A 20,059-nucleotide genomic window follows, 5' to 3' on the forward strand; every position below is an offset into this window, starting at 1 on the left:
GCCACGCGGGCGGCTGGGCGACAATAGCGGACCGCCGCCGCTACCGTTCACCCACTGGAACCCGCATGAGCACCGCCAACCTGTTACGCCTTATCCTGCTTGCCGCCATCTGGGGCGGCTCCTTCCTCTTCATGCGCATCGCCGCGCCGGTGCTGGGCGCTGCGGTGCTGATCGAATACCGCGTGCTGTTCGCCGCCATCTTCCTCGCAATCGTCGGCGTATTCCTGAAAAAATCGCTGATGTGGAAGCAGCACTGGAAGCACTTCTTCATTCTCGGCCTGTTCAACTCCGCCCTGCCCTTTTTGATGTTTGCCTTCGCCGCGCGCACCTTGTCGGCTTCCGTGCTGGCGGTGCTGAACGCCACCACGCCGCTGTGGGGCACGCTGATCGCCGCCGTCTGGTCGCGCACCATGGTCAGCGGCAAAGTGCTGATGGGCCTCGGACTGGGCACCTGCGGCGTCGCGCTGCTGGTCGGCTTTGATCATGTCAGCACCAAGCCCGGCGCCGGCATCGCCATCGCCGCCGTGCTGTTCGCGTCCTTCAACTACGGCATCGCCAGCAACTACGCCAAGCAGGCCAAGGCGGTCGAACCGTTCGCCAACGCGCATGGCTCGATGTGGGCCTCGGCGCTGCTGGTGCTGCCGGTGGTGCCGTTCTTCCCGCCGCCGGCCGAGCCGACCATCGGCATCATGAGCGCAGTGATTGCGCTGGCGGTGCTGTGCAGCGGCGTGGCTTACCTGATCTACTTCCGCCTGATCCAGGACGTCGGCCCATCGTCGGCGTTGACAGTGACCTTCCTCAGTCCTTTGTTCGGCATCCTGTGGGGCGTGATGTTCCTCGGCGAGACGGTCGGCTGGTACACCTTTGCCGGCGCCGCCATCGTCATCACCGGCACCGCGCTGGTGACGGGATTCCGTCCGAGCTTCCGCCTCAAACCGCGCGCCGCATGAAGCCCTACACGCTGCCGCTGCCGGACGACTACCGCGCCGACGACGTGCTGGCCTTCCACCGCCGCGACATCGAAAGCGTCGCCGAAGACGTCAGTGCCGAACGGTTTCGCAAAGGCGTGCTGCTGGACGACGTGCCGGTGGTGCTGGACGTCGCGCTGTCGCCCTCCGCCGCCCACGTGACGGTGCATGCGGACGCCAAACTGACCGCAGCAGCGCAGCAGCAGGCGCGCGACGCCGTGCTGAATATCCTCGGCCTGCGCATCGATCCCGCGCCGTTCTGCGCCTTCGTCAAAAAGGACAAATTGTTTGCCGCGCTGGCGCGCAAGCAGCCCGGCCTGCGCATCGTACAATCGGCCACCGTGTTCGAAGCGCTGACATGGGCCATCATCGGCCAGCAGATCAACCTGTCGTTTGCGATCGCGCTACGCCGCACTTTCATACTGCTGGCCGGCCGTCAGCACAGCAGCGGCTTGTGGTGCTATCCCGACGCCCACCGCGCCGCCGCACTGACGCTGGAAGACCTCACCAGCCGCAAATTCTCGCGCGCCAAGGCCGAAACCATACTGCGTCTGGCCGCGCTGATCACCAACGGCGAACTGCGACTGGCGCCGGCGGACGACAACAGCATCGACCAGATCTCCGCCGCACTACTGGCCGTCAAAGGCATCGGCCCGTGGACCGTCAACTACGGCCTGCTGCGCGGCTACGGCCACGCCGATTGCTCGCTGCATGGCGATGTCGCCGTGCGCGCCGCGCTGCAAGCGCTGCTCGGCGAAGACGTCAAGCCGGACATCAAACGCACCGAAGAAATCCTCGCCCGCTACAGCCCCCACCGCACCATGGCCGCCGCCCATCTGTGGGCCAGTCTGCATCCGCGCGACTAAATTCCGCTTGAGCCTCACGTAACGTCAGGCTTTACGCTCTTCTCATCAACCACTAGGAGAGCACAATGCAGAAACCCAGCGCCTGGATGACCGCCACCGCCCGCGCCGCCCACCAGTTGTACGACCAGCCACTGATCCTGAACGACCCGCTGGCCGTGCGCCTGCTCGGCGTAGAACGCGAAGCGGAACTGCGCGCCGACGCCCAACGCCAGCAGCATCCATTGGCCGCCGCCATGCGCGCCACGATGGCGGTGCGCGCCCGGCTGGCGGAAGACAGCTGGCTGGCAGCGCAAGCGCGCGGCGTGCAGCAATACGTCATCCTCGGCGCGGGTCTTGACACCTACGCCTACCGTGCCGAGCACACCGCGCACATTTATGAAGTCGACCTGCCAGCCATGCAGCATTGGAAGCGCGACTGCCTGCGCGCCGCCGATATCAGCGAACCGGCCAACGTGCGCTACGTCGCCAACGACTTCACCGACGGCAGCCTGCTGGAAGACCTGCAACAGCAAGGCTTCGACGCCGCGCAGCCGGCGTGCTTCTCATGGCTGGGCGTCAGCATGTATTTGCAGCCGGATGAAGTCATGCGCACCTTGCGCGACATCGCCGACTGCGCGCCCGGCAGCAGCATCGTGTTCGACTACAGCGTGCACCGCCGGCACCTCAACGACAACGAGCGCGCGGGCCTGGACTTCGTCACCGCCGCGCTGGCGGCGCAAGGCGAACCTTTGCAGAGCAGCTTCGAACCGCCACTGCTGGAACACATGCTGCGCCACCACGGCTATCGTCACGTCGAGAATTTCGGCGCGGAGAAATTGAGTACGCTGTATGGTCCTCGCCTGAGCGGAATTTTCCGCCTGATCCGCGCCACGGTTTAAACTACGGGGCATGGAAAAAACCGTACTGAAAATCGGCGAACTGGCCGCGCGCTCCGGCCTCACGGTGCGCGCGCTGCACCACTACGACAGCATCGGACTGCTGACGCCATCGGCGCGCGCCGATTCCGGCTATCGGCTCTACAACCGCGACGACGTCGAACGCCTTCACAAGATCCAGGCGCTGCGCAAATTCGGCATGTCGCTGGCGGACATCGGCACCTTCCTCGCCAGTCCGGACGCGCAGTTTGCCGACATCGTCGCGCAGCAGATCGCTGCGCTGGACCAGCAGATCAAGCAGGCCAGCACGCTGCGCGACCAACTCAGCCTGCTGCAGCGGCAGATGCCGAGTGAGGAAGCGCCGGCACTGGAAGACTGGCTCGGCGCGCTGGAGCACATGAAGCTGTACGAACAATACTTCACGCCGGAGGAGTTGCGCCGCCTGCCGTTCTGGCAGCAGAGCGCGCGCCGCAACGCCAAATGGCGCGGGATGGTGAGCGAGCTGCAATCGCTGATGGAACGCGGCGTCGCCACCGACAGCGAAGAAGCCAGCGCCTTGTCGCAGCGCTGGATGGAGACGCTGGAGCACGACACCGCCACCAATCCCGCCTTCGCGCATCGCATGACGCAGTTGCTGCAGCAGGAGCGCACGGAAGGCCGGCGTTCGCCGATTACCGAAGCGATGCAGCACTACATTGGCGCCGCCTTCAACGCCCGCAAGATGGCGCTGTACGCGAAATATCTGAACGACGACGAGATGCGCTACCTGCGCGAGAACAGCCGCAAGTATCAGCAAGAGTGGATACTGCTCTTCATCGAGGTGCACAAGCAGATGGAGCAAGGTGTGCTGCCGGAAGCGCCGTCGTCGCAAGCGCTGGCGCAAGAGTGGATGCGCCTGTTCCACGCGCGCGCCGGCAGCGATCCGCAGACGCAAGCAAAAATCCGCCACGCCCACGAAACCGAGCCGGAGCTGCTGAAAGGCACCTGGGTCAGCCAGGACACCATCGCCTACATCCGCCAGGCCCTGGCCGCTTGCGGACCGGTTTGATACGACATAAAGTGTAAGCACACTCCCCGTTCTACGATGGTGTCTTATGGACGATCATCTCAACAACCTCTACGAAACCGACGCCCTGATCTGGACCGAAACCCAGATCGCCCTGCTGCGCGCCGGCAAATTCGATCAGCTGGATCTGGAAAACATCATTTCAGAACTGGGATACCAAGTGCGAAAAGACAAACGTCAGGTGGCGCACCGCATGGTGGGCTTGCTTAGCCATCTGTTGAAATACCAGTACCAGCCGCAACGCATCAGTAAAAGCTGGATCCACACCATCCACAACCACCGCATGAAGATCGACAGGATACTCAAGCAGATGCCCAGTCTGGCGCCAGTGCTGGACGAATACATCATGGACGCGTATCCCCGCGCGGTGCGAGAGGCCGCGCTGGAAACGCGCTTGCCGCCATCCACCTTCCCCAGGAAATGTCCTTTCTCGCAACAGCAAATCTTTGACGAAGATTTTTTCCCGGGCGAAAACGAAAAAGCCGTTGAACCTTAACGGTATCAACGGCTTTTGAATTTGGTTGCGGGGACAGGATTTGAACCTGTGACCTTCGGGTTATGAGCCCGACGAGCTGCCAGACTGCTCCACCCCGCGTCTGTATGCATGTATTATAGGGCAGATCAGGTGATTAGGCAATATTAATCCTTGAATCCGGCACGATAGATCGAATAAATGCTGAGCCGCGTGCGTAGCGGGCATGCCGTAGCGCTGGCAATCGGTGTAAAGTAAGCATAAACCGACCTCACGACTAGTTTATGAAATTTTGTTCCGAATGCGCTTCCCCTGTCAGCCTCAGCATCCCGGCTGGCGATAACCGTCCCCGTTATGTCTGCAGCCAGTGCGCCACCATCCATTACCAGAATCCGAAAATGGTGCTGGGCTCGATCCCGGTCTGGGAACGCGACGGCGAACTGAAGGTGTTGCTGTGCAAGCGCGCCATCGAGCCGCGCCATGGCTACTGGACGCTGCCGGCCGGCTTCATGGAAAACAATGAGACCACCGGCGAGGCCGCCATCCGCGAAACCGAGGAAGAAGCGGGCGCCAATATCAAGCTGGGTAAGTTGTTCAGCTTGCTCAACGTGGCGCGCGTGCACCAGGTACATATGTTCTACCTGGCCGAACTGCTGGACCTCGACTTCGCCCCCGGCGAGGAAAGCCTGGACGTGCGGCTGTTTGCGGAAAGCGAGATTCCGTGGGACGACCTGGCCTTCCCCACCATCCACACCACGCTGGAACTGTTCTTCGCCGACCGCGTCAAGATCCGCGAAGGCGGCGGCTACGGTTTTCACACCCAGGACATCACGCGCGCGATGCGCTCCGACGACCAGCCAACCTGACGCGGCCGCATGATTCCCTGGCTCGACACCGACACGCCTTTCCCCGACGTTAGCCAAGCGCTGACCACTGACGCGCCCGGCCTGCTGGCGGCCGGCGCCGACCTGTCGCCGCAGCGTTTGCTGATGGCCTACCGGCACGGCATCTTCCCGTGGTTCTCGGAAGGCCAGCCCATCCTGTGGTGGAGCACCGATCCGCGCATGGTGCTGCACACCGCGCAGTTCCGCATTTCCGACTCGCTGAAGAAAACCCTGCGCAGGGTCGAGCGCAGCCGCCAGGAAGACGGTCGCTGGCAGATCCGCTTCGACAGCGCCTTCGAGCAGGTAATGCGCAACTGCGCCGCCCCGCGCCGCGACGGCCCCGGCACCTGGATCTCGGAAGAAATCATCGCCGGCTACAGCGGCCTGCACCGCATGGGCCACGCGCACTCGGCCGAAGTCTGGCTTGATGGCGAACTGGTCGGCGGCGCCTACGGCGTCTGCCTGGGCCGCATGTTTTATGGCGAATCGATGTTCGCACGCGTCACCGACGCCTCCAAGATCGCCTTGGCCTACCTGGTGCGCTTCCTGCACGCCCATGGCGTGGCGATGATCGATTGTCAACAGGAGACCGGCCACCTGGCCTCGCTGGGCGCGGCGCCGATTGCACGATCCCAATTCCTGGCGCATCTGCGCAACAGTATCGACTTGCCGCAGATCACCGAATGGGCACCCATTGCACCTCTGGGCCCGGACGGTGTTAAGCTAGCCACAGACTCCACCACCGCTCGATAGGACGTGCATGACGCACCTGAACGACCTGCCTTTCGCGACGCTGCAGTTTTACACGACGGCGCCCTACCCTTGCAGCTACCTCGACGCGCGCCAGGCGCGCTCGCAGGTGGCGACGCCGTCGCACCTGATCAATGCGGATGTCTACTCGGAACTGGTGAAGAACGGCTTCCGCCGCAGCGGCATCTTTACTTATCGTCCATATTGCGACGGCTGCCAGGCCTGCATCCCGGTGCGCGTGGTGACCGACGCGTTCCGTCCCAACCGCACCCAGCGCCGCGCCTGGATGAAGCACGCCGAGCTGATCGCCGGCGTCGCCACGCTGTCGTTCTCCGACGAGCATTACGACCTCTACCTGCGCTACCAGAGCCGGCGCCACGCCGGCGGCGGCATGGACCAGGACAGCCGCGACCAGTACGCGCAGTTCCTGCTGCAAAGCCGCGTCAACACGCGGCTGGTGGAATTCCGCGAACCGGGCGGCACGCTGCGCATGGTCAGCATCATCGACGTGCTGTCGGACGGCCTGTCGTCGGTGTACACCTTCTTCGATCCGGATATGGAAGGCGCGTCCTACGGCACCTTCAACGTGCTGTGGCAAATCGAGCAGGCGCGCGAGCTCAAGCTGCCGTACGTCTACCTTGGCTACTGGATCAAGGAAAGCCCGAAGATGTCCTATAAAACCAACTTCAAACCGCTGGAAGCGCGGGTGAAAGGCGTGTGGGGCGTGCTGGACGCCTGATAAAATACGGGCGATCCACAACCTGAGCGCCCCATGTCCAACAAATTCCTGTATTCCCTGGCCCGTCCGCTGCTGTTCTCGATGGACGCCGAAGCCGCCCACCACTTCACCCTTCCCGCACTGAAACGCGCCGCCGCGCTGGGCCTGACCAAGCTGCTGGTATCGCAGCAGCCCAAGGCCGATCCGCGCACCGTGATGGGGATTACCTTCAAGAACCCGGTCGGCCTCGCCGCCGGCCTGGACAAGGACGGCGCCTACATCGACGCGCTGGCCGACCTCGGTTTCGGTTCGATCGAGGTGGGCACCGTGACGCCGCGCGCACAGCCGGGCAACCCCAAGCCGCGCATGTTCCGCCTGCCGGAAGCGCACGCCATCATCAACCGCATGGGCTTTAACAACGGCGGCGTCGACGCCTTTGTGGCCAATGTGCAGGCCTCGCGCTTCTACCAGAACAAGGAAGGCGTGCTGGGCCTGAACATCGGCAAGAACGCCGACACGCCGATCGAGCGCGCCACCGACGACTACCTGCACTGCCTGGAAAAAGTCTATCACTACGCCAGCTACGTCACCGTCAACATTTCGTCGCCGAACACCAAGAACCTGCGCCAGCTGCAAGGCGGCTCGGAACTGGATGGCCTGCTCAGCACGCTAAAAGAAGCGCAGCTGCGCCTGGCCGACCAGCATAAGCGCTACGTGCCGCTGGCGCTAAAAATTGCGCCGGACATGGACGGCGACCAGGTCAAGAACATCGCCGACGCGCTGCTGCGCCACAAGATCGACGGCGTCATCGCCACCAACACCACGCTGAATCGCGACGCCGTCACCGGCATGCTGCATGGCGCCGAAGCGGGCGGCCTGTCCGGCGCGCCGGTATTCCAGTTCTCCAACACCGTGATCCGCTTGCTGAAGGCCGAGCTGGGCGATGCGCTGCCGATCATCGGCGTCGGCGGCATCATGCAGGGACTGGACGCGCGCATGAAGATGGAATGCGGCGCGCAGCTGGTGCAGCTGTACAGCGGACTGATCTACGCCGGCCCGGCGCTGATCAAGGATTGCGCCGACGCCTTGCGCGGCCACTAACCCGGAGCTCGGCATGGACAAGGTACAACTGGGCAACAGCCACCTCAACGTCAGCAAAATCTGCCTCGGCACCATGACCTGGGGCGAGCAGAACACCGAAGCGGAAGCGCACAGTCAGCTTGATTACGCGATCGAGCGCGGCATCAACTTCATCGACACGGCGGAAATGTACCCGGTGATGACGCGCGCCGAAACCCAGGGCGCGACCGAGCGCTACATCGGCAGCTGGCTGAAGAAAAGCGGCCGGCGCGACCAGCTGGTGATCGCCACCAAGGCGGCCGGGCCGAACGCCAGCATCACGTGGCTGCGCGGCGGCCGTGCGCGCAACTTCGACGCCGCCAACCTGAAGGCGGCGGTGGAGACCAGCCTGAAGCGGCTGCAAATCGAGCATATCGATTTATACCAATTGCACTGGCCGAGCCGCAACGTGCCCATCTTCGGCAACAACGTCTTCAACCCCAGGCAGGAACGCGCCGCCGTCGCGATTGAAGAAACGCTGGCCGCGCTGGGCGATCTGGTCAAGGAAGGCAAGATCGGCGCGATCGGCGTCTCCAACGAATCGTGCTGGGGCGTGAGCGAATTCATCAAGCAGTCCGAGATGAACGGTCTGCCGCGCATCGCCACCATCCAGAACCTGTACAACCTGACCGCGCGCCACTACGAAACCAGCCTGCTGGACGAGACCTGCTACCGCGAGAACGTCAGCCTGCTGGCGTACAGCCCGCTGGCCTTCGGCCAACTGACCGGCAAATACCTCGACGATCCGGCCGCGCACGGCCGCCTGACCATCTTCCCGGCCAACTGGAGTCCGCGCTACGTACGGCCGGCAACCGTGGAAGCGGCACGGCGCTACGTCCAGCTGGCGCGCGAGCACGGCCTGACGCCGGCGCAACTGGCGCTGGCGTGGTGCTACTCGCGCTGGTTCGTGGCCTCGACCATCATCGGCGCCACCAGCCTGGCACAATTGCAGGCCAATATCGACGCCTACAGCATTGTGTTGCCGCTGGACGTCATCAGGCAAATCGACCAGATCCACGCCGAGATCACCAATCCTGGCCAGTAAATCCGGGCGCCGTAACAACAATATTCAAAATTCACATATGTTAATTGCTAACGAGTAGTGTGCTTTAGGGGACGTGGCATATAAGATTTACGTATTAATGCCACTTGAGAAAGAACCTCACCATGCAGAACCGCCGCACCGCTCCCCGCTTCGCTCTTGCCCCGCTGCCTCGCGCCCTGTTGTTGGGCGGGCTGATGGTGACTACTTTTGCCGTGGAGGCGCAGGAAAGCAGCGTAACGGACGGCGAATTGCAGTCCGTCGTCGTCACCGGCACCTACGCCAAGAACCGCCGCACCGTCGACTCCGAATCGCCAATCGACATCATCGGCGCCAAGGAACTGCAAGCCAGCGGCTCGACCGAGCTGGCCACCGTGCTGGGACGCGTGCTGCCGTCGCTGAATTTCCCGCGCCCATCCGGCGCCGACGCCTCCGACGCCGTGCGTCCGGCGCAATTGCGCGGCCTGTCGCCGGACCAGGTACTGGTGCTGGTCAACGGCAAGCGCCGCCATACGTCGGCAGTGGTCAACGTCAACGGCACCCAGGGCCGCGGCTCGGCGCCGGTCGACCTGAATGCAATTCCGCTGTCGGCCATCGACCACATCGAGGTGCTGCGTGACGGCGCCGCCGCCCAGTATGGCTCCGACGCGATTGCCGGCGTGATCAACATCATCCTGAAAAAAGGCGCCAGCGGCGGCGAAGCCGAAATCGGCTTTGGCGAGTACCAGAAACGTGACGGCCGCCAGCGCTCGGTGCGCGCTTCGGGCGGCCTGGCGCTGGGCGAAAACGGCTGGGTACGTCTGGCAGTCGATGCCGCCGACCGCGATCCGACCAACCGCGCCGGCGCCGATTTCCGCAATCCCGCCGAGCCGCTGTACGGCAAGGTCACGCAGCGCTTCGGCGATCCGGACACCAAGCCGGCCTCGCTGTTCCTCAACAGCGAATACCGCGTCAACGACGATATCGACTGGTACGCCTTCGCCAATTACGGCCAGCGCGACACCTCGGCGGCCGCCACCTGGCGCACCGCCTTCAACGGCACTGCGCTGCGCTCGCCGCTGTTCCCGCAGGGCTTCCTGCCGCTGGAAAACAGCCGCTCGACCGACACCGCGCTGGTAACCGGCGTGCGCGGCGAAAACACCGGCTGGCGCTGGGACCTGAGCGTTAATTACGGCGAGAACGAATTCAAGCTGAACCTGGACAACACCGTCAACCAGGACCTCGGCGCCAACAGCCCGACCCATTTCTATGCCGGCCGCCTGAAGAACTCGGAAACCGTGCTCAACTTCGACGTCGCCAAGGACTTCCCGGTCGAAGCCTTCAGCGGCCCGGTCACCGTGGCGCTGGGCACCGAGTACCGCAAGGAAACCTATGAAATCGGCGCCGGCGATGTGGCCTCGTACAGCGGCACCGGCGCGCAAGGCTTCTCCGGCTTCCGCCCGGTCAATGCCGGCAGCAACAGCCGCAACAACAAATCGATCTACGCCAACGTCGAAGCGGAAATCACCAAGCAGTTCTCGGCCTCCGCCGCGCTGCGTCACGAACGCTACAGCGATTTCGGCAACACCACCTCGGCCAAGGGCTCGGCCCGCTACGCCTTCAACGAGATCGTGTCGCTGCGCGCCACCGCTTCGTCGGGCTTCCGCGCGCCGTCACTGGCGCAGCAGTTCTACACCATCACCACCACCAACTTCTCGGTGGTCAATGGCGTCAATACGCCGATTGAAACCGGTACCTTCGCGGTCGGCAGCGCCGCCGCCACGGCGCTCGGCGCGACTCCGCTGAAGGCCGAGAAAGCCCGCAACTACAGCCTCGGCCTGGTAGTGCAGCCGAGCCGCAACTGGACTACCACGGTGGACGCCTACCGCATCAATATCGACGACCGCGTCGCGCTGTCGGCCAATATGACGCTGAACCAGACGCTGAAGAATGCGCTGGCCACGCAAGGCATCCTGGTCGGCGCCGGCCGCTACTTCACCAACGCCATCGACACCCGTACCACCGGCGTCGATGTACTGAGCACCTACCGCTGGGACACGCGTGACTACGGCCGCTTCGACTTCACCGGCGCGTACAACCACAACAAGACGGATGTGGAAGGCATCAAGGCCAACCCGGCGATCCTGACCGCCAACGGCCTGACGCTGATCGACCGCCAGACCGTCAACCGCCTGACCGTCGGTTCGCCGAAAGACAAGCTGAGCCTGACCACCGACTGGGCCATCAGCAACTGGGGCCTGCGCGCGGTGGTCAACCGCTACGGCAGCTTCACGGTGCCGCAGAATAATGCCACGCTGGACCAGACCTACGATCCGCAATGGACGCTGGACCTGTCGGGCAACGTCAAGCTGGGCAAGAACTGGCGCCTGACGGCCGGCGTGGATAACGCCACCAACCGCTACCCGGACCAGGTAACGTCGGCGGGCAACCTCAACACCAACGGCATCTACCCGTACAGCGGCTGGGCGCCGAACGGCTTCAACGGCCGCTACTACTACGCCAAGGCCAGCTACACCTGGTAACCCGCACGGCGGCGAGCTGGGGTCTGACCCGTGCCGGGTCAGACCCCGATGTGCCCGGGTTTAGCGTTACGGCTCACGCCACCGCCAGCCGATTCACGCACGGTTTTGCTGGCGGCGGGGTCCCCGCCAGCTTGAACACGCTCACCGCCTGCGCCAACAGGTCCGCCTGGTCGCGCATGCTTTGCGCGGCGGCGGCGGCCTGTTCCACCAGCGCCGCGTTCTGCTGCGTCACATCGTCAATCGACACAATCGCCTGATTCACCTGCTCGATCCCGGTGCTCTGCTCGCTGCTGGCGGCGCTGATCTGGTGCATGATCGCCGCCACCTGCTGCACCGACTGCACAATACCCTGCATGGTCGCCCCAGCCTGGCTGACCAGCGCCGCGCCGGCGTCTACCGTCTCCACCGACCGTCCGATCAGCTCCTTGATCTCCTTGGCCGCCGAGGCCGACCGCTGCGCCAGGTTGCGCACTTCCGACGCCACCACCGCAAAGCCCCGCCCCTGTTCGCCGGCGCGCGCCGCCTCCACGGCCGCGTTCAACGCCAGGATATTGGTCTGGAACGCAATGCCGTCAATCACGCTGATGATGTCGACGATCTTGCTGGAACTTTCCTTGATCGCGCCCATCGTGGTCACCACCTGGCCGACCACCTGGCCGCCCTGGGTGGCGTAGTCGCTGGCGGTCACCACCAGCCTGGTCGCCTGGCGCGCGTTTTCGGCGTTCTGTGACACGGTCGAGGTCAGCTCTTCCATTGACGACGCCGTTTCCTCCAGGCTGGACGCCTGCTGCTCGGTGCGTGACGACAGGTCCAGGTTGCCGCTGGCGATTTCATTCGACGCCGTGGCAATCGTGTCCGTACCTGATCGCACCTGCCCCACCGTGCGCGCCAGCGCGTCGTTCATGTCGATCAGCGCGCGCAACAGCTGGCCGGTTTCATCGGTGGTGTGGCATTCCATGCGCATGGTCAGATCGCCGCCGGCCACCGCCTGCGCCATGCCCACCGCGCGGTTGAGCGGCTGCGTGATGCTGCGCGTGATCACATACAGCACCCACGCCGCCAGCGCGGCCGCCACCAGCGTCAGCACAATCATCGTGGTGCGCGAACTGGCGTAGGAGCGCTCCGCCACGGCGCTGGTCTCCTCCACGGCGGCAATCTGAAACTTGACCATGTCGGTCAAGGCATTCAGATAGGCGGTCTGTTCCTTGCGCACCGTGGTCAGCAGATATTTGACCGATTCGTCGCGCTGGCCCTGATCGCTGGACATCTTCAGGAACGCGCTCTGCACCACCGCGTATTTTTCCCGCGCATCGAGCACCGCTTGCAGCTTGACTTTGCTTTGTGGATCTTCATCGTCGGCGATCAGCTTGCCCAGCTTGTCGAGCCGCTCGCCGTTTTCCACGCGCCGTTTCTCCACGCGCTCCAGTTCGGCCCTGACCACCGCCGGATCGGTCGACAGCATGGCGTTGCGCATCGCGCGCGCCACATCGTTCAAACCGCCTATCGTTTCGTAAGCCAGTATGACCTTGGGAACCTTATCGACCGCGAGATCCTTGGTGTTGCTATTGAGCTTGCCAAGATTGCTGATGCCTTCGACGGCGATCCCGATCATGAAGAGGATGGCCATGCCCAGACCGGCCGCCAGGCGGTAGCCGATTTTCCAATTACCGATACCCATGTGCGCTCCCAAAGTTGGTTGCAGGGATTCAGTATATGGTCATTTCGATATTAAAATACAAAAAATTCAATAACTGTTTTGCTGCCGCCACAACTGATGCGGCGGCAGCAACTGATCAGGCCAGATCGCCGCCGTTGAGGGCGGCGTCGATATCGGCGCGGGTCAGGTCCGGCGCGAATTCCTGGATGAAGTGGTAGGCATACGAGCGCAGGTATGCCCCCTTGCGGACTGCAAGCCGCGTGGTGTTCTGCGCGAACAGGTGCGAGGCTTCCACAGCGCGCATGCCCTTGTCGCGGCCGTGGTCGAACGCCATCGAGGCGACGATGCCGACGCCCAGGCCCAGCGACACGTACTGCTTGATCACGTCCGAGTCCATCGCGGTCAGCACGATGTCCGGCTTGACGCCGGCCTGCGCGAACGCCGCATCGATATGGCCGCGGCCGGTAAAGCCGACGTCATAGGTAATCAGCGGGAACTCGGCCAAGTCTTCCAGCCTGATCGGCGAGCGCGACAGCAGCGGATGGCCGTCCGGCACCACGATCAAATGGCTCCAGCGGTAGCACGGAAACGACACCAGGTCCGGGAACTGCGACAGGCCTTCGGTGGCGATGCCGATGTCGGTCTTGCCGGACAAGATCCATTCGGCGATGTGCTCGGGCGCGCTCTGCTGCAAGGCGATGCGCACGTCCGGATAGGCGGTGCGGAAACTCTGCACCACTTTCGGCAGCGCATAGCGCGCCTGCGTATGGGTGGCCGCCACGCTCAGCGTGCCGCTTTGCTGGCCGGTATATTCCAGGCTGGCCTGTTGCAGATTCTCGGCCTCGATCAGCAGGCGGTCGATGATCTTCAGGATGCCTTTGCCCGGCTCGGTCATGCCGGTCAGGCGCTTGCCGTTACGCTCGAAAATCACGACGCCCAGTTCGTCTTCCAGCTCGCGGATCTGGCGCGACACGCCAGGCTGCGAGGTGAACAGGGCATTCGCCACTTCGGTCAGGTTGTAGCCACGACGGGCTGCTTCGCGGATGGACCGCAGCTGTTGAAAATTCATATGGATGCTCCTTCGTCCACGAACACCCGCAGGCGCTTGGGACGTACAACTAACGTTTCGCCTTCTTTCAGGCCCAGGGCGCTGAAGCGCTCATTCGGAATCACGGCTTCAATCAATTCGTTGGTATCGTCGCGCTCCAGGTCCAGCTGGGCCAGCGGGCCGATCGCATGCGCGCGGCGCAGCTTGACCACGATGCCTTCGGCGCCCGGCGTGTAGCGGTCCACTTCCAGCTCGTGCGGACGGACGTAGGCGGTGCCCTTGCCGGCTGCGCCGCCTTCGCCCGGCACGGTAAAGCTGGCGTCGCCGCTGGCGAGGATGCCGTCCTGCACGCGGCCGTGGAATACGTTCACATTGCCGAGGAAGCCATAGACGAAGGGCGAGGCCGGATGGTTGTAGACCTCGTCCGGCGCGCCGATCTGTTCGACGTTACCCTTGTTCATCAGCACCACCTGGTCGGCCACTTCCAGCGCCTCCTCCTGGTCGTGGGTGACGAAGATGGACGTGACGTGCAGCTCGTCGTGCAGGCGGCGCAGCCAGCGGCGCAATTCCTTGCGCACCTTGGCGTCCAGTGCGCCGAACGGTTCGTCCAGCAACAGCACGCGCGGTTCCACCGCCAGCGCGCGCGCCAGGGCGATACGCTGACGCTGGCCGCCCGACAGTTGCGGCGGATAGCGGTCGGCCAGCCAGTCCAGCTGCACCAGTTCCAGCAGGTCTTTGACCTTGCGGCGGATCTGGTCTTCCGATGGGCGTTCGCTGCGCGGTTTGACGCGCAGGCCGAAGGCGACGTTTTCAAACACGGTCATGTGCTTGAACAGCGCGTAATGCTGGAACACGAAGCCGACCTGGCGCTCGCGCACATGGCTGCGGGAGGCGTCCTGCCCTTCCAGCAATACCTGGCCCGAGTCCGGATGTTCGAGGCCGGCGATACAGCGCAGCAGCGTGGTCTTGCCGCAGCCTGACGGACCGAGCAGCGCGGTCAGCTCGCCTTGCGGGAAATCCAGCGACACGTTGTTGAGGGCGACAAAATCGCCGAAACGCTTGTTGATGTTTTTAACTTGGATCGTCATGGTATTACTCCGAAAGGCGGGCGTCGTCAGCGACGGATTCGTTCAGGCGCCAGGCGATAAAGGTTTTCACTACCAGCGTCACCAGGGCCAGCAGCGCCAGCAGCGACGCCACGGCAAAGGCGGCGGCAAAGTTGTATTCGTTGTAGAGAATCTCCACTTGCAGCGGCATGGTGTTGGTCTCGCCACGGATGTGACCGGACACCACCGACACCGCGCCGAACTCGCCCATGGCGCGGGCGTTACACAAGATCACGCCGTACAGCAGGCCCCACTTGATATTCGGCAGCGTCACGCGGCGGAAGGTGTCCCAGCCCGACGCGCCCAGCACGATGGCGGCCTCTTCTTCTTCGCTGCCCTGCGCCTGCATCAGCGGGATCAGCTCGCGCGCCACGAACGGGAAGGTGACGAAGATGGTGGCCAGCACAATGCCCGGCACCGCGAACAGGATCTTGATGTCGTGGTCCATCAGCCATGGCCCGAAGTAGCCCTGCGCGCCGAACAGCAGCACGTAGATCAGGCCGGAAATCACCGGCGACACCGAGAACGGCAGATCGATCAAGGTCAGCAAAATGCTCTTGCCGCGGAACTCGAACTTGGCGATACACCACGAGGCGGCCACGCCGAACACCAGGTTCAGCGGTACGGCGATGGCGGCGGTGATCAGCGTCAGCTTGATGGCCGAGATGGCGTCCTCGTCAATGATTGCGGCGACATAGGCGTCCCAGCCTTTTTTCAGGCCTTCGTAGAATACCGAGACCAGCGGCACGAACAGGAACAAGGTCAGGAAGATCAGCGCAACGGCGATCAGGACGACGCGCACCCAGCCTGGTTCCAGGCTCTTCGGCGCCGACGGCAGTTCGCCGCGACGCGGTGCAGTGACAGGCGTAGCACTCATGATTATTTCCCCGACTTTCCGCGTGCCCAGGCCTGCAGCAGATTGATCCCCAACAGCATCAGGAAGGACACCACCAGCATCACCGTCGCAATCGCGGTGGCGCCGGCGTAGTCGTACTGCTCCAGCTTGGTGATGATGAACAACGGCGTGATTTCCGACACCATCGGCATATTGCCGGCGATGAAAATCACCGAGCCGTATTCGCCGGTGGCGCGGGCGAAGGCCAGCGCGAAGCCAGTCATCAGCGACGGCATAATGGTCGGGAACACCACGCGCGAGAAGGTCTGCCAGGCGTTGGCGCCGAGGCTGGCGGCGGCTTCTTCCAGTTCGCGTTCGGCGTCTTCCAGCACCGGTTGCACGGTGCGCACCACGAACGGCAGGCCGATAAAGGTCAGCGCGATCACCACGCCGATTGGCGTGAACGCCACCTTGATGCCCCACATGCCTTCGATCACCTGGCCGAGCCAGCCGTTGGCCGAATACAGCGCGGTCAGCGTAATGCCGGCCACGGCGGTCGGCAGCGCGAACGGCAGGTCGACCAGCGCGTCGATAATGCGCTTGCCGGGAAATTCATAGCGCACCAGCACCCAGGCCACGATGCCGCCGAAGATGACGTTGATGAACGCGCCCAGCAGCGAGGCGCCGAACGTCAATCGGTACGAGGCCATCACGCGCGCCGAGGTCACCGTGGCCCAGAACGATTCCCAGGTCAGCGTGAACGTTTTGAGGAATACGGCAGACAGCGGGATCAGGACGATCAGCGTCAGGTAAAAAATGGTGAACCCCAGCGAGAGCCGGAATCCCGGCATCACGCGGAATGGTGCGCCCCGCTTGGCCACTGGCGGGGTGACCTCGGATGCTGCAAGAACAGCTGACATGAATGCTCCCTTATTACAAAACCTTCTATAAGGGCTGCATGTTCTCACCTCTGCTTCATAATACAAACGAAGCAATAGTCATTTGATTAGATGATTCAGCTATATACGAGCTTTGCCGCCACGGCAACAAGTGTTACCGCAAGCAAGCCCCGCAACAGGCGTTCCGGCACCGCGCGCGCGGCGTAGGCGCCGATGGTGATGCCGGGCAGCGAACCGACCAGCAGGGTCAGCAGCAAGCTCCAGTTGATCGAGCCCAGCCACCAATGCCCGACGGCGGCGATGGCGGTCAGCGGCACCGCATAGGCGATGTCGGTGCCGGCCACTTCGGCGGCGGTCAGGCGCGGATAGAGCATCACCAGCAAGGTGGCCCCAATCGCGCCGGCGCCGATGGAGGAAATCGTCACCAACGTGCCCAGCACGGCGCCGGAAACGATGGTGGCGGTGCTCAGCGCGCGGCCTTGCAGCTGGCGTTCGGGATGGGCGTTGATCCAGGCCAGCATCTTGCGTTTGAACAGCAGCGCGATCACGGTCAGCAGCACCGAGCTGGCGATCATGTAGCGGATGATCTGGCCCATCTCCTTGTTGAGGGTGCCGAAGTGCTTGAGCGCCAGGCTGGCGCAGAAGGCGGCCGGCAATGCGCCGATGCACAGGCGGCGGACAATGTCCCAATGGACGGTGCCGCGCATTCTATGGGTGAAGGTGCCGACGCCCTTGGTCAGCGAGGCAAACGCCAGGTCGGTACCGACCGCCACGGCGGGCGTGACACCGAACAGCAAGGTCAGCAGCGGCGTCATCAGCGAACCGCCGCCGACACCGGTCATGCCGACCAGTAAGCCGACTGCGAATCCTGAAACGACGAATTGCACATCCATGCGATTTCCCCAAAGTAAGCCCGAAGGTTATCCTACTCTGGGGAAAGATCCAAACAACGGAAAACTAATAAGCTTATTTGCTCGCTTATTTATTTGGTTGCGGAGTCACGCGCAGGTACGGACGCTCGGCGGTGAAGCCCTTTGGATACTTCTGCTTCAGTACTTCCGGATCCTGTACAGTCAGCGGAATGATGACGTCGTCGCCATCTCTCCAGTTGCCCGGCGTGGCCACGGTGTAGCCATCGGTCAGTTGCAGCGCATCGATCACGCGCAGCACTTCGTCGAAGTTACGGCCGGTGCTCATCGGATAGGTGATGGTCAGGCGCACTTTCTTGTTCGGATCGATCACGAACAGCGAACGCACGGTGGCCGTGGCCGACGCTTCCGGGTGGATCATGTCATACAGGCCCGACACCTTGCGGTCCGCATCGGCGATGATCGGGAAACCGACCACGGTCTTCTGCGTTTCTTCGATGTCCTTGATCCAGGCCTTGTGCGACTCGGCCGGGTCAACCGACAGCGCGATGGCTTTGACATTGCGCTTGTCGAATTCAGGCTTCAGCTTGGCAGTCAGGCCCAGCTCGGTGGTGCAGACCGGCGTGAAGTCGGCCGGATGCGAAAACAGCACCACCCACGAATTGCCAGCCCACTCGTGGAACTTCAGTGGGCCGATGGAAGAATCTTGTTCGAAATCAGGCGCGGTATCGCCCAGGCGGATAGTCATAGTTGGTCTCCAGAATAGAAAAAAGCATCACGTTGACAGCACGTCATTGTGCACCTGACTGGCCAGGAAGTACAAGGTTTCCAGGCCTTCCGGCCAATCGCCCAGACCGGACTCGGCGTTGATATGCCCCAGCGGCCCACCGTTGATAAAGCGGCTGTCCCAGCGCTGCGCCCACAAGGCGGCGCGCGGGGCGGCCATCCACGGATCGTTGGTGCTGCCGACCATGATGGACGGCACGGCCAGCGCCTGCTGCGGCAGCAAGGCCGCCACGTTGAATTTGTCGGGATCGGCCGGCGCCACCAGCAGCAGGCCAGCTACGCCGTCGGCGTGGCGCGCCACGCTATGCACGGTGGCCAGCGCGCCGAAACTGTGGGCCACGATCAAGACCGGCCGTGGATCGTTGTCACGCTGACGCAACTGATCGACCCGCGCCGACCAGCGCGGCAGGTCCGGCACTTCCCAGTCATCCTGCTGCACCCGCTCGAAGGCGGGGAACAGCCGTTGCCAGCGGCTTTGCCAGTGATCCGCTCCGCTGTCATGCAGACCGGGCGCGATCAGCACGCGAAACTGTTCAAAGACGCTGGTCATTAGCTTACCTCGCAGATTACTTGTTGGGCTGGTAGATCTGGTCGAACAGGCCGCCGTCGGCGAAGTGGGTCTTCTGCGCCTTGGTCCAGTCGCCGGCCACATCAGCCAGGGTGAACAGCTTTACTTTCGGGAACTGGCCGGCGTATTTCTTGGCGGCTTTCTCGGTGGCGGGACGGTAGTAGTTCTTGGCGATGATGTCCTGCGCTTCGTCGGTGTACAGGAAGTTCAGGTAAGCCTCCGCCACCTTGCGGGTGCCGCGCTTGTCGACCACTTTATCGACCACGGCCACTGGCGGTTCCGCCAGGATCGAGACCGATGGCGCGATGATGTCGAACTTGGTCGGGCCCAGTTCCTTCACGGCCAGCAGCGCTTCGTTTTCCCAGGCGATCAGCACGTCGCCGATGCCGCGCTCGACGAAGGTGGTGGTGGCGCCGCGCGCGCCGGAATCGAGCACCGGCACGTTTTTATACAGCTTGGTCAGGTAGTCCTTGGCGCTGGCTTCGCTACCGCCCGGCTGGCGCAGCGCGTAGCCGTAGGCGGCCAGGTGATTCCAGCGGGCGCCGCCGGAGGTTTTTGGATTCGGGGTAATCACCGATACGCCTGGCTTGACCAGGTCGGCCCAGTCCTTGATGCCCTTAGGATTGCCCTTGCGGACCAGGAACACGATGGTCGAGGTGTACGGCGTGCTGTTGTGCGGCAGCTTTTTCTGCCAGTCCGGCGACAGCAGCTTGTGTTCGGCGATGGCGTCGATGTCGTAGGCCAGGGCCAGCGAGACCACGTCGGCTTCCAGGCCGTCGATCACAGCGCGGCCCTGCTTGCCGGAACCGCCGTGCGATTGCTTGATCTTGACGGTGTCGCCGGTCTTGGTTTTCCACTCTTTGGCAAATGCGGTGTTGACGTCCTGGTACAGCTCGCGCGTTGGGTCATACGACACATTCAACAGCGAGATGTCCGCTGCCATTGCTGGGGCGACGGCGGAAATGGCGAGAACAGCAGCGGCAATAATTTTTTTGGACAGCATTTGATT

General features: G+C 63.3%; 20 protein-coding genes and 1 tRNA gene. 11 read left to right on the forward strand and 10 right to left on the reverse strand.

The genetic code is table 11. The annotated features are described in order from the left end of the window. The first annotated feature begins 65 nt into the window (after nucleotides 1-65). The 5 genes from GTP55_RS20855 (at nucleotide 66) to GTP55_RS20875 (ending at nucleotide 4,271) form a co-directional block, all read left to right on the forward strand. The gene (locus tag GTP55_RS20855) at nucleotides 66-950 is read left to right on the forward strand and encodes a DMT family transporter (RefSeq protein WP_161046773.1); all 885 of its coding nucleotides are present in this window, start codon (nucleotides 66-68) and stop codon (nucleotides 948-950) included. Further along, nucleotides 947-1,834 carry a DNA-3-methyladenine glycosylase family protein gene (locus GTP55_RS20860; RefSeq protein ID WP_161046774.1) on the forward strand — a complete coding sequence of 296 codons (888 nt, stop codon included), beginning with the start codon at nucleotides 947-949 and terminating at the stop codon, nucleotides 1,832-1,834. Before GTP55_RS20855 ends, GTP55_RS20860 begins: the two co-directional genes overlap by 4 nt. Before the next feature lie 65 nt (nucleotides 1,835-1,899). Then, nucleotides 1,900-2,712, forward strand: a complete 813-nt coding sequence (locus GTP55_RS20865; RefSeq protein WP_161046775.1) for a class I SAM-dependent methyltransferase — start codon at nucleotides 1,900-1,902, stop codon at nucleotides 2,710-2,712. Nucleotides 2,713-2,722: 10 nt separating this feature from the next. Beyond that, a complete protein-coding gene (locus GTP55_RS20870) occupies nucleotides 2,723-3,757 on the forward strand; it encodes a MerR family transcriptional regulator (RefSeq protein ID WP_161046776.1) in 1,035 nt (344 codons plus the stop codon). Nucleotides 3,758-3,803: 46 nt separating this feature from the next. After that, nucleotides 3,804-4,271 carry a DUF29 domain-containing protein gene (locus GTP55_RS20875; RefSeq protein ID WP_161046777.1) on the forward strand — a complete coding sequence of 156 codons (468 nt, stop codon included), beginning with the start codon at nucleotides 3,804-3,806 and terminating at the stop codon, nucleotides 4,269-4,271. A 22-nt stretch (nucleotides 4,272-4,293) separates the two neighbouring features. Here the strand turns inward: GTP55_RS20875 and GTP55_RS20880 are convergent. After that, nucleotides 4,294-4,370, reverse strand: a tRNA-Met gene (locus tag GTP55_RS20880). 161 nt (nucleotides 4,371-4,531) lie between these two features. Between GTP55_RS20880 and GTP55_RS20885 the strand changes: the two genes are divergently transcribed. The 6 genes from GTP55_RS20885 (at nucleotide 4,532) to GTP55_RS20910 (ending at nucleotide 11,282) form a co-directional block, all read left to right on the forward strand. Further along, a complete protein-coding gene (locus GTP55_RS20885; protein WP_161046778.1) occupies nucleotides 4,532-5,113 on the forward strand; it encodes an NUDIX hydrolase in 582 nt (193 codons plus the stop codon). A 9-nt stretch (nucleotides 5,114-5,122) separates the two neighbouring features. Beyond that, nucleotides 5,123-5,884, forward strand: a complete 762-nt coding sequence (aat, locus tag GTP55_RS20890) for a leucyl/phenylalanyl-tRNA--protein transferase (RefSeq protein WP_161046779.1) — start codon at nucleotides 5,123-5,125, stop codon at nucleotides 5,882-5,884. Nucleotides 5,885-5,891: 7 nt separating this feature from the next. Then, a complete protein-coding gene (locus GTP55_RS20895) occupies nucleotides 5,892-6,620 on the forward strand; it encodes an arginyltransferase (RefSeq protein WP_161046780.1) in 729 nt (242 codons plus the stop codon). Between the two features lie 33 nt (nucleotides 6,621-6,653). Further along, complete coding sequence (locus tag GTP55_RS20900; RefSeq protein ID WP_161046781.1) at nucleotides 6,654-7,700, forward strand: quinone-dependent dihydroorotate dehydrogenase; 1,047 nt, start codon at nucleotides 6,654-6,656, stop codon at nucleotides 7,698-7,700. Between the two features lie 13 nt (nucleotides 7,701-7,713). Continuing rightward, nucleotides 7,714-8,763 carry an aldo/keto reductase gene (locus tag GTP55_RS20905; RefSeq protein ID WP_161046782.1) on the forward strand — a complete coding sequence of 350 codons (1,050 nt, stop codon included), beginning with the start codon at nucleotides 7,714-7,716 and terminating at the stop codon, nucleotides 8,761-8,763. A gap of 194 nt (nucleotides 8,764-8,957) precedes the next feature. Then, nucleotides 8,958-11,282 carry a TonB-dependent receptor plug domain-containing protein gene (locus tag GTP55_RS20910; RefSeq protein ID WP_229258087.1) on the forward strand — a complete coding sequence of 775 codons (2,325 nt, stop codon included), beginning with the start codon at nucleotides 8,958-8,960 and terminating at the stop codon, nucleotides 11,280-11,282. A 73-nt stretch (nucleotides 11,283-11,355) separates the two neighbouring features. Here GTP55_RS20910 and GTP55_RS20915 read toward each other — a convergent pair whose 3' ends face one another. From GTP55_RS20915 to GTP55_RS20955, 9 genes are all read right to left on the reverse strand, one after another. Then, complete coding sequence (locus GTP55_RS20915) at nucleotides 11,356-12,960, reverse strand: methyl-accepting chemotaxis protein (RefSeq protein ID WP_161046784.1); 1,605 nt, start codon at nucleotides 12,958-12,960, stop codon at nucleotides 11,356-11,358. A gap of 115 nt (nucleotides 12,961-13,075) precedes the next feature. Further along, a complete protein-coding gene (locus tag GTP55_RS20920) occupies nucleotides 13,076-14,008 on the reverse strand; it encodes a CysB family HTH-type transcriptional regulator (protein ID WP_161046785.1) in 933 nt (310 codons plus the stop codon). Next, nucleotides 14,005-15,075 (reverse strand): sulfate/molybdate ABC transporter ATP-binding protein, encoded by a 1,071-nt coding sequence (locus GTP55_RS20925; RefSeq protein ID WP_161046786.1) that lies wholly within the window; start codon nucleotides 15,073-15,075, stop codon nucleotides 14,005-14,007. The genes GTP55_RS20920 and GTP55_RS20925 overlap by 4 nt, the downstream gene beginning before the upstream one ends. 4 nt (nucleotides 15,076-15,079) lie before the next feature. After that, entirely contained in the window at nucleotides 15,080-15,970 is an 891-nt protein-coding gene (cysW, locus tag GTP55_RS20930) for a sulfate ABC transporter permease subunit CysW (protein ID WP_161046787.1), read from the reverse strand. Between the two features lie 2 nt (nucleotides 15,971-15,972). Next, complete coding sequence (cysT, locus tag GTP55_RS20935) at nucleotides 15,973-16,848, reverse strand: sulfate ABC transporter permease subunit CysT (protein ID WP_161046788.1); 876 nt, start codon at nucleotides 16,846-16,848, stop codon at nucleotides 15,973-15,975. 95 nt (nucleotides 16,849-16,943) lie between these two features. Beyond that, the gene (locus GTP55_RS20940; RefSeq protein WP_161046789.1) at nucleotides 16,944-17,720 is read right to left on the reverse strand and encodes a sulfite exporter TauE/SafE family protein; all 777 of its coding nucleotides are present in this window, start codon (nucleotides 17,718-17,720) and stop codon (nucleotides 16,944-16,946) included. A gap of 85 nt (nucleotides 17,721-17,805) precedes the next feature. Next, complete coding sequence (locus GTP55_RS20945) at nucleotides 17,806-18,444, reverse strand: peroxiredoxin (protein ID WP_161046790.1); 639 nt, start codon at nucleotides 18,442-18,444, stop codon at nucleotides 17,806-17,808. A gap of 27 nt (nucleotides 18,445-18,471) precedes the next feature. Continuing rightward, on the reverse strand, nucleotides 18,472-19,032 hold the full coding sequence (locus tag GTP55_RS20950; protein ID WP_161046791.1) for an RBBP9/YdeN family alpha/beta hydrolase: 561 nt from the start codon (nucleotides 19,030-19,032) through the stop codon (nucleotides 18,472-18,474). A gap of 16 nt (nucleotides 19,033-19,048) precedes the next feature. Next, nucleotides 19,049-20,053: a sulfate ABC transporter substrate-binding protein gene (locus tag GTP55_RS20955; protein ID WP_161046792.1), complete on the reverse strand. Its 1,005-nt coding sequence runs from the start codon at nucleotides 20,051-20,053 to the stop codon at nucleotides 19,049-19,051. Nucleotides 20,054-20,059 lie beyond the last annotated feature (6 nt).

The organism is Duganella margarita (assembly GCF_009857535.1).
Classification (GTDB): domain Bacteria; phylum Pseudomonadota; class Gammaproteobacteria; order Burkholderiales; family Burkholderiaceae_D; genus Rugamonas; species Rugamonas margarita.

Coding starts and splice junctions, on each gene's coding strand:
- GTP55_RS20855 (WP_161046773.1), top strand. CDS start 66: ATGAGCACCGCCAACCTGTTACGCCTTATCCTGCTTGCCGCCATCTGG.
- GTP55_RS20860 (WP_161046774.1), top strand. CDS start 947: ATGAAGCCCTACACGCTGCCGCTGCCGGACGACTACCGCGCCGACGAC.
- GTP55_RS20865 (WP_161046775.1), top strand. CDS start 1,900: ATGCAGAAACCCAGCGCCTGGATGACCGCCACCGCCCGCGCCGCCCAC.
- GTP55_RS20870 (WP_161046776.1), top strand. CDS start 2,723: ATGGAAAAAACCGTACTGAAAATCGGCGAACTGGCCGCGCGCTCCGGC.
- GTP55_RS20875 (WP_161046777.1), top strand. CDS start 3,804: ATGGACGATCATCTCAACAACCTCTACGAAACCGACGCCCTGATCTGG.
- GTP55_RS20885 (WP_161046778.1), top strand. CDS start 4,532: ATGAAATTTTGTTCCGAATGCGCTTCCCCTGTCAGCCTCAGCATCCCG.
- aat (WP_161046779.1), top strand. CDS start 5,123: ATGATTCCCTGGCTCGACACCGACACGCCTTTCCCCGACGTTAGCCAA.
- GTP55_RS20895 (WP_161046780.1), top strand. CDS start 5,892: ATGACGCACCTGAACGACCTGCCTTTCGCGACGCTGCAGTTTTACACG.
- GTP55_RS20900 (WP_161046781.1), top strand. CDS start 6,654: ATGTCCAACAAATTCCTGTATTCCCTGGCCCGTCCGCTGCTGTTCTCG.
- GTP55_RS20905 (WP_161046782.1), top strand. CDS start 7,714: ATGGACAAGGTACAACTGGGCAACAGCCACCTCAACGTCAGCAAAATC.
- GTP55_RS20910 (WP_229258087.1), top strand. CDS start 8,958: ATGGTGACTACTTTTGCCGTGGAGGCGCAGGAAAGCAGCGTAACGGAC.
- GTP55_RS20915 (WP_161046784.1), bottom strand. CDS start 12,960: ATGGGTATCGGTAATTGGAAAATCGGCTACCGCCTGGCGGCCGGTCTG.
- GTP55_RS20920 (WP_161046785.1), bottom strand. CDS start 14,008: ATGAATTTTCAACAGCTGCGGTCCATCCGCGAAGCAGCCCGTCGTGGC.
- GTP55_RS20925 (WP_161046786.1), bottom strand. CDS start 15,075: ATGACGATCCAAGTTAAAAACATCAACAAGCGTTTCGGCGATTTTGTC.
- cysW (WP_161046787.1), bottom strand. CDS start 15,970: ATGAGTGCTACGCCTGTCACTGCACCGCGTCGCGGCGAACTGCCGTCG.
- cysT (WP_161046788.1), bottom strand. CDS start 16,848: ATGTCAGCTGTTCTTGCAGCATCCGAGGTCACCCCGCCAGTGGCCAAG.
- GTP55_RS20940 (WP_161046789.1), bottom strand. CDS start 17,720: ATGGATGTGCAATTCGTCGTTTCAGGATTCGCAGTCGGCTTACTGGTC.
- GTP55_RS20945 (WP_161046790.1), bottom strand. CDS start 18,444: ATGACTATCCGCCTGGGCGATACCGCGCCTGATTTCGAACAAGATTCT.
- GTP55_RS20950 (WP_161046791.1), bottom strand. CDS start 19,032: ATGACCAGCGTCTTTGAACAGTTTCGCGTGCTGATCGCGCCCGGTCTG.
- GTP55_RS20955 (WP_161046792.1), bottom strand. CDS start 20,053: ATGCTGTCCAAAAAAATTATTGCCGCTGCTGTTCTCGCCATTTCCGCC.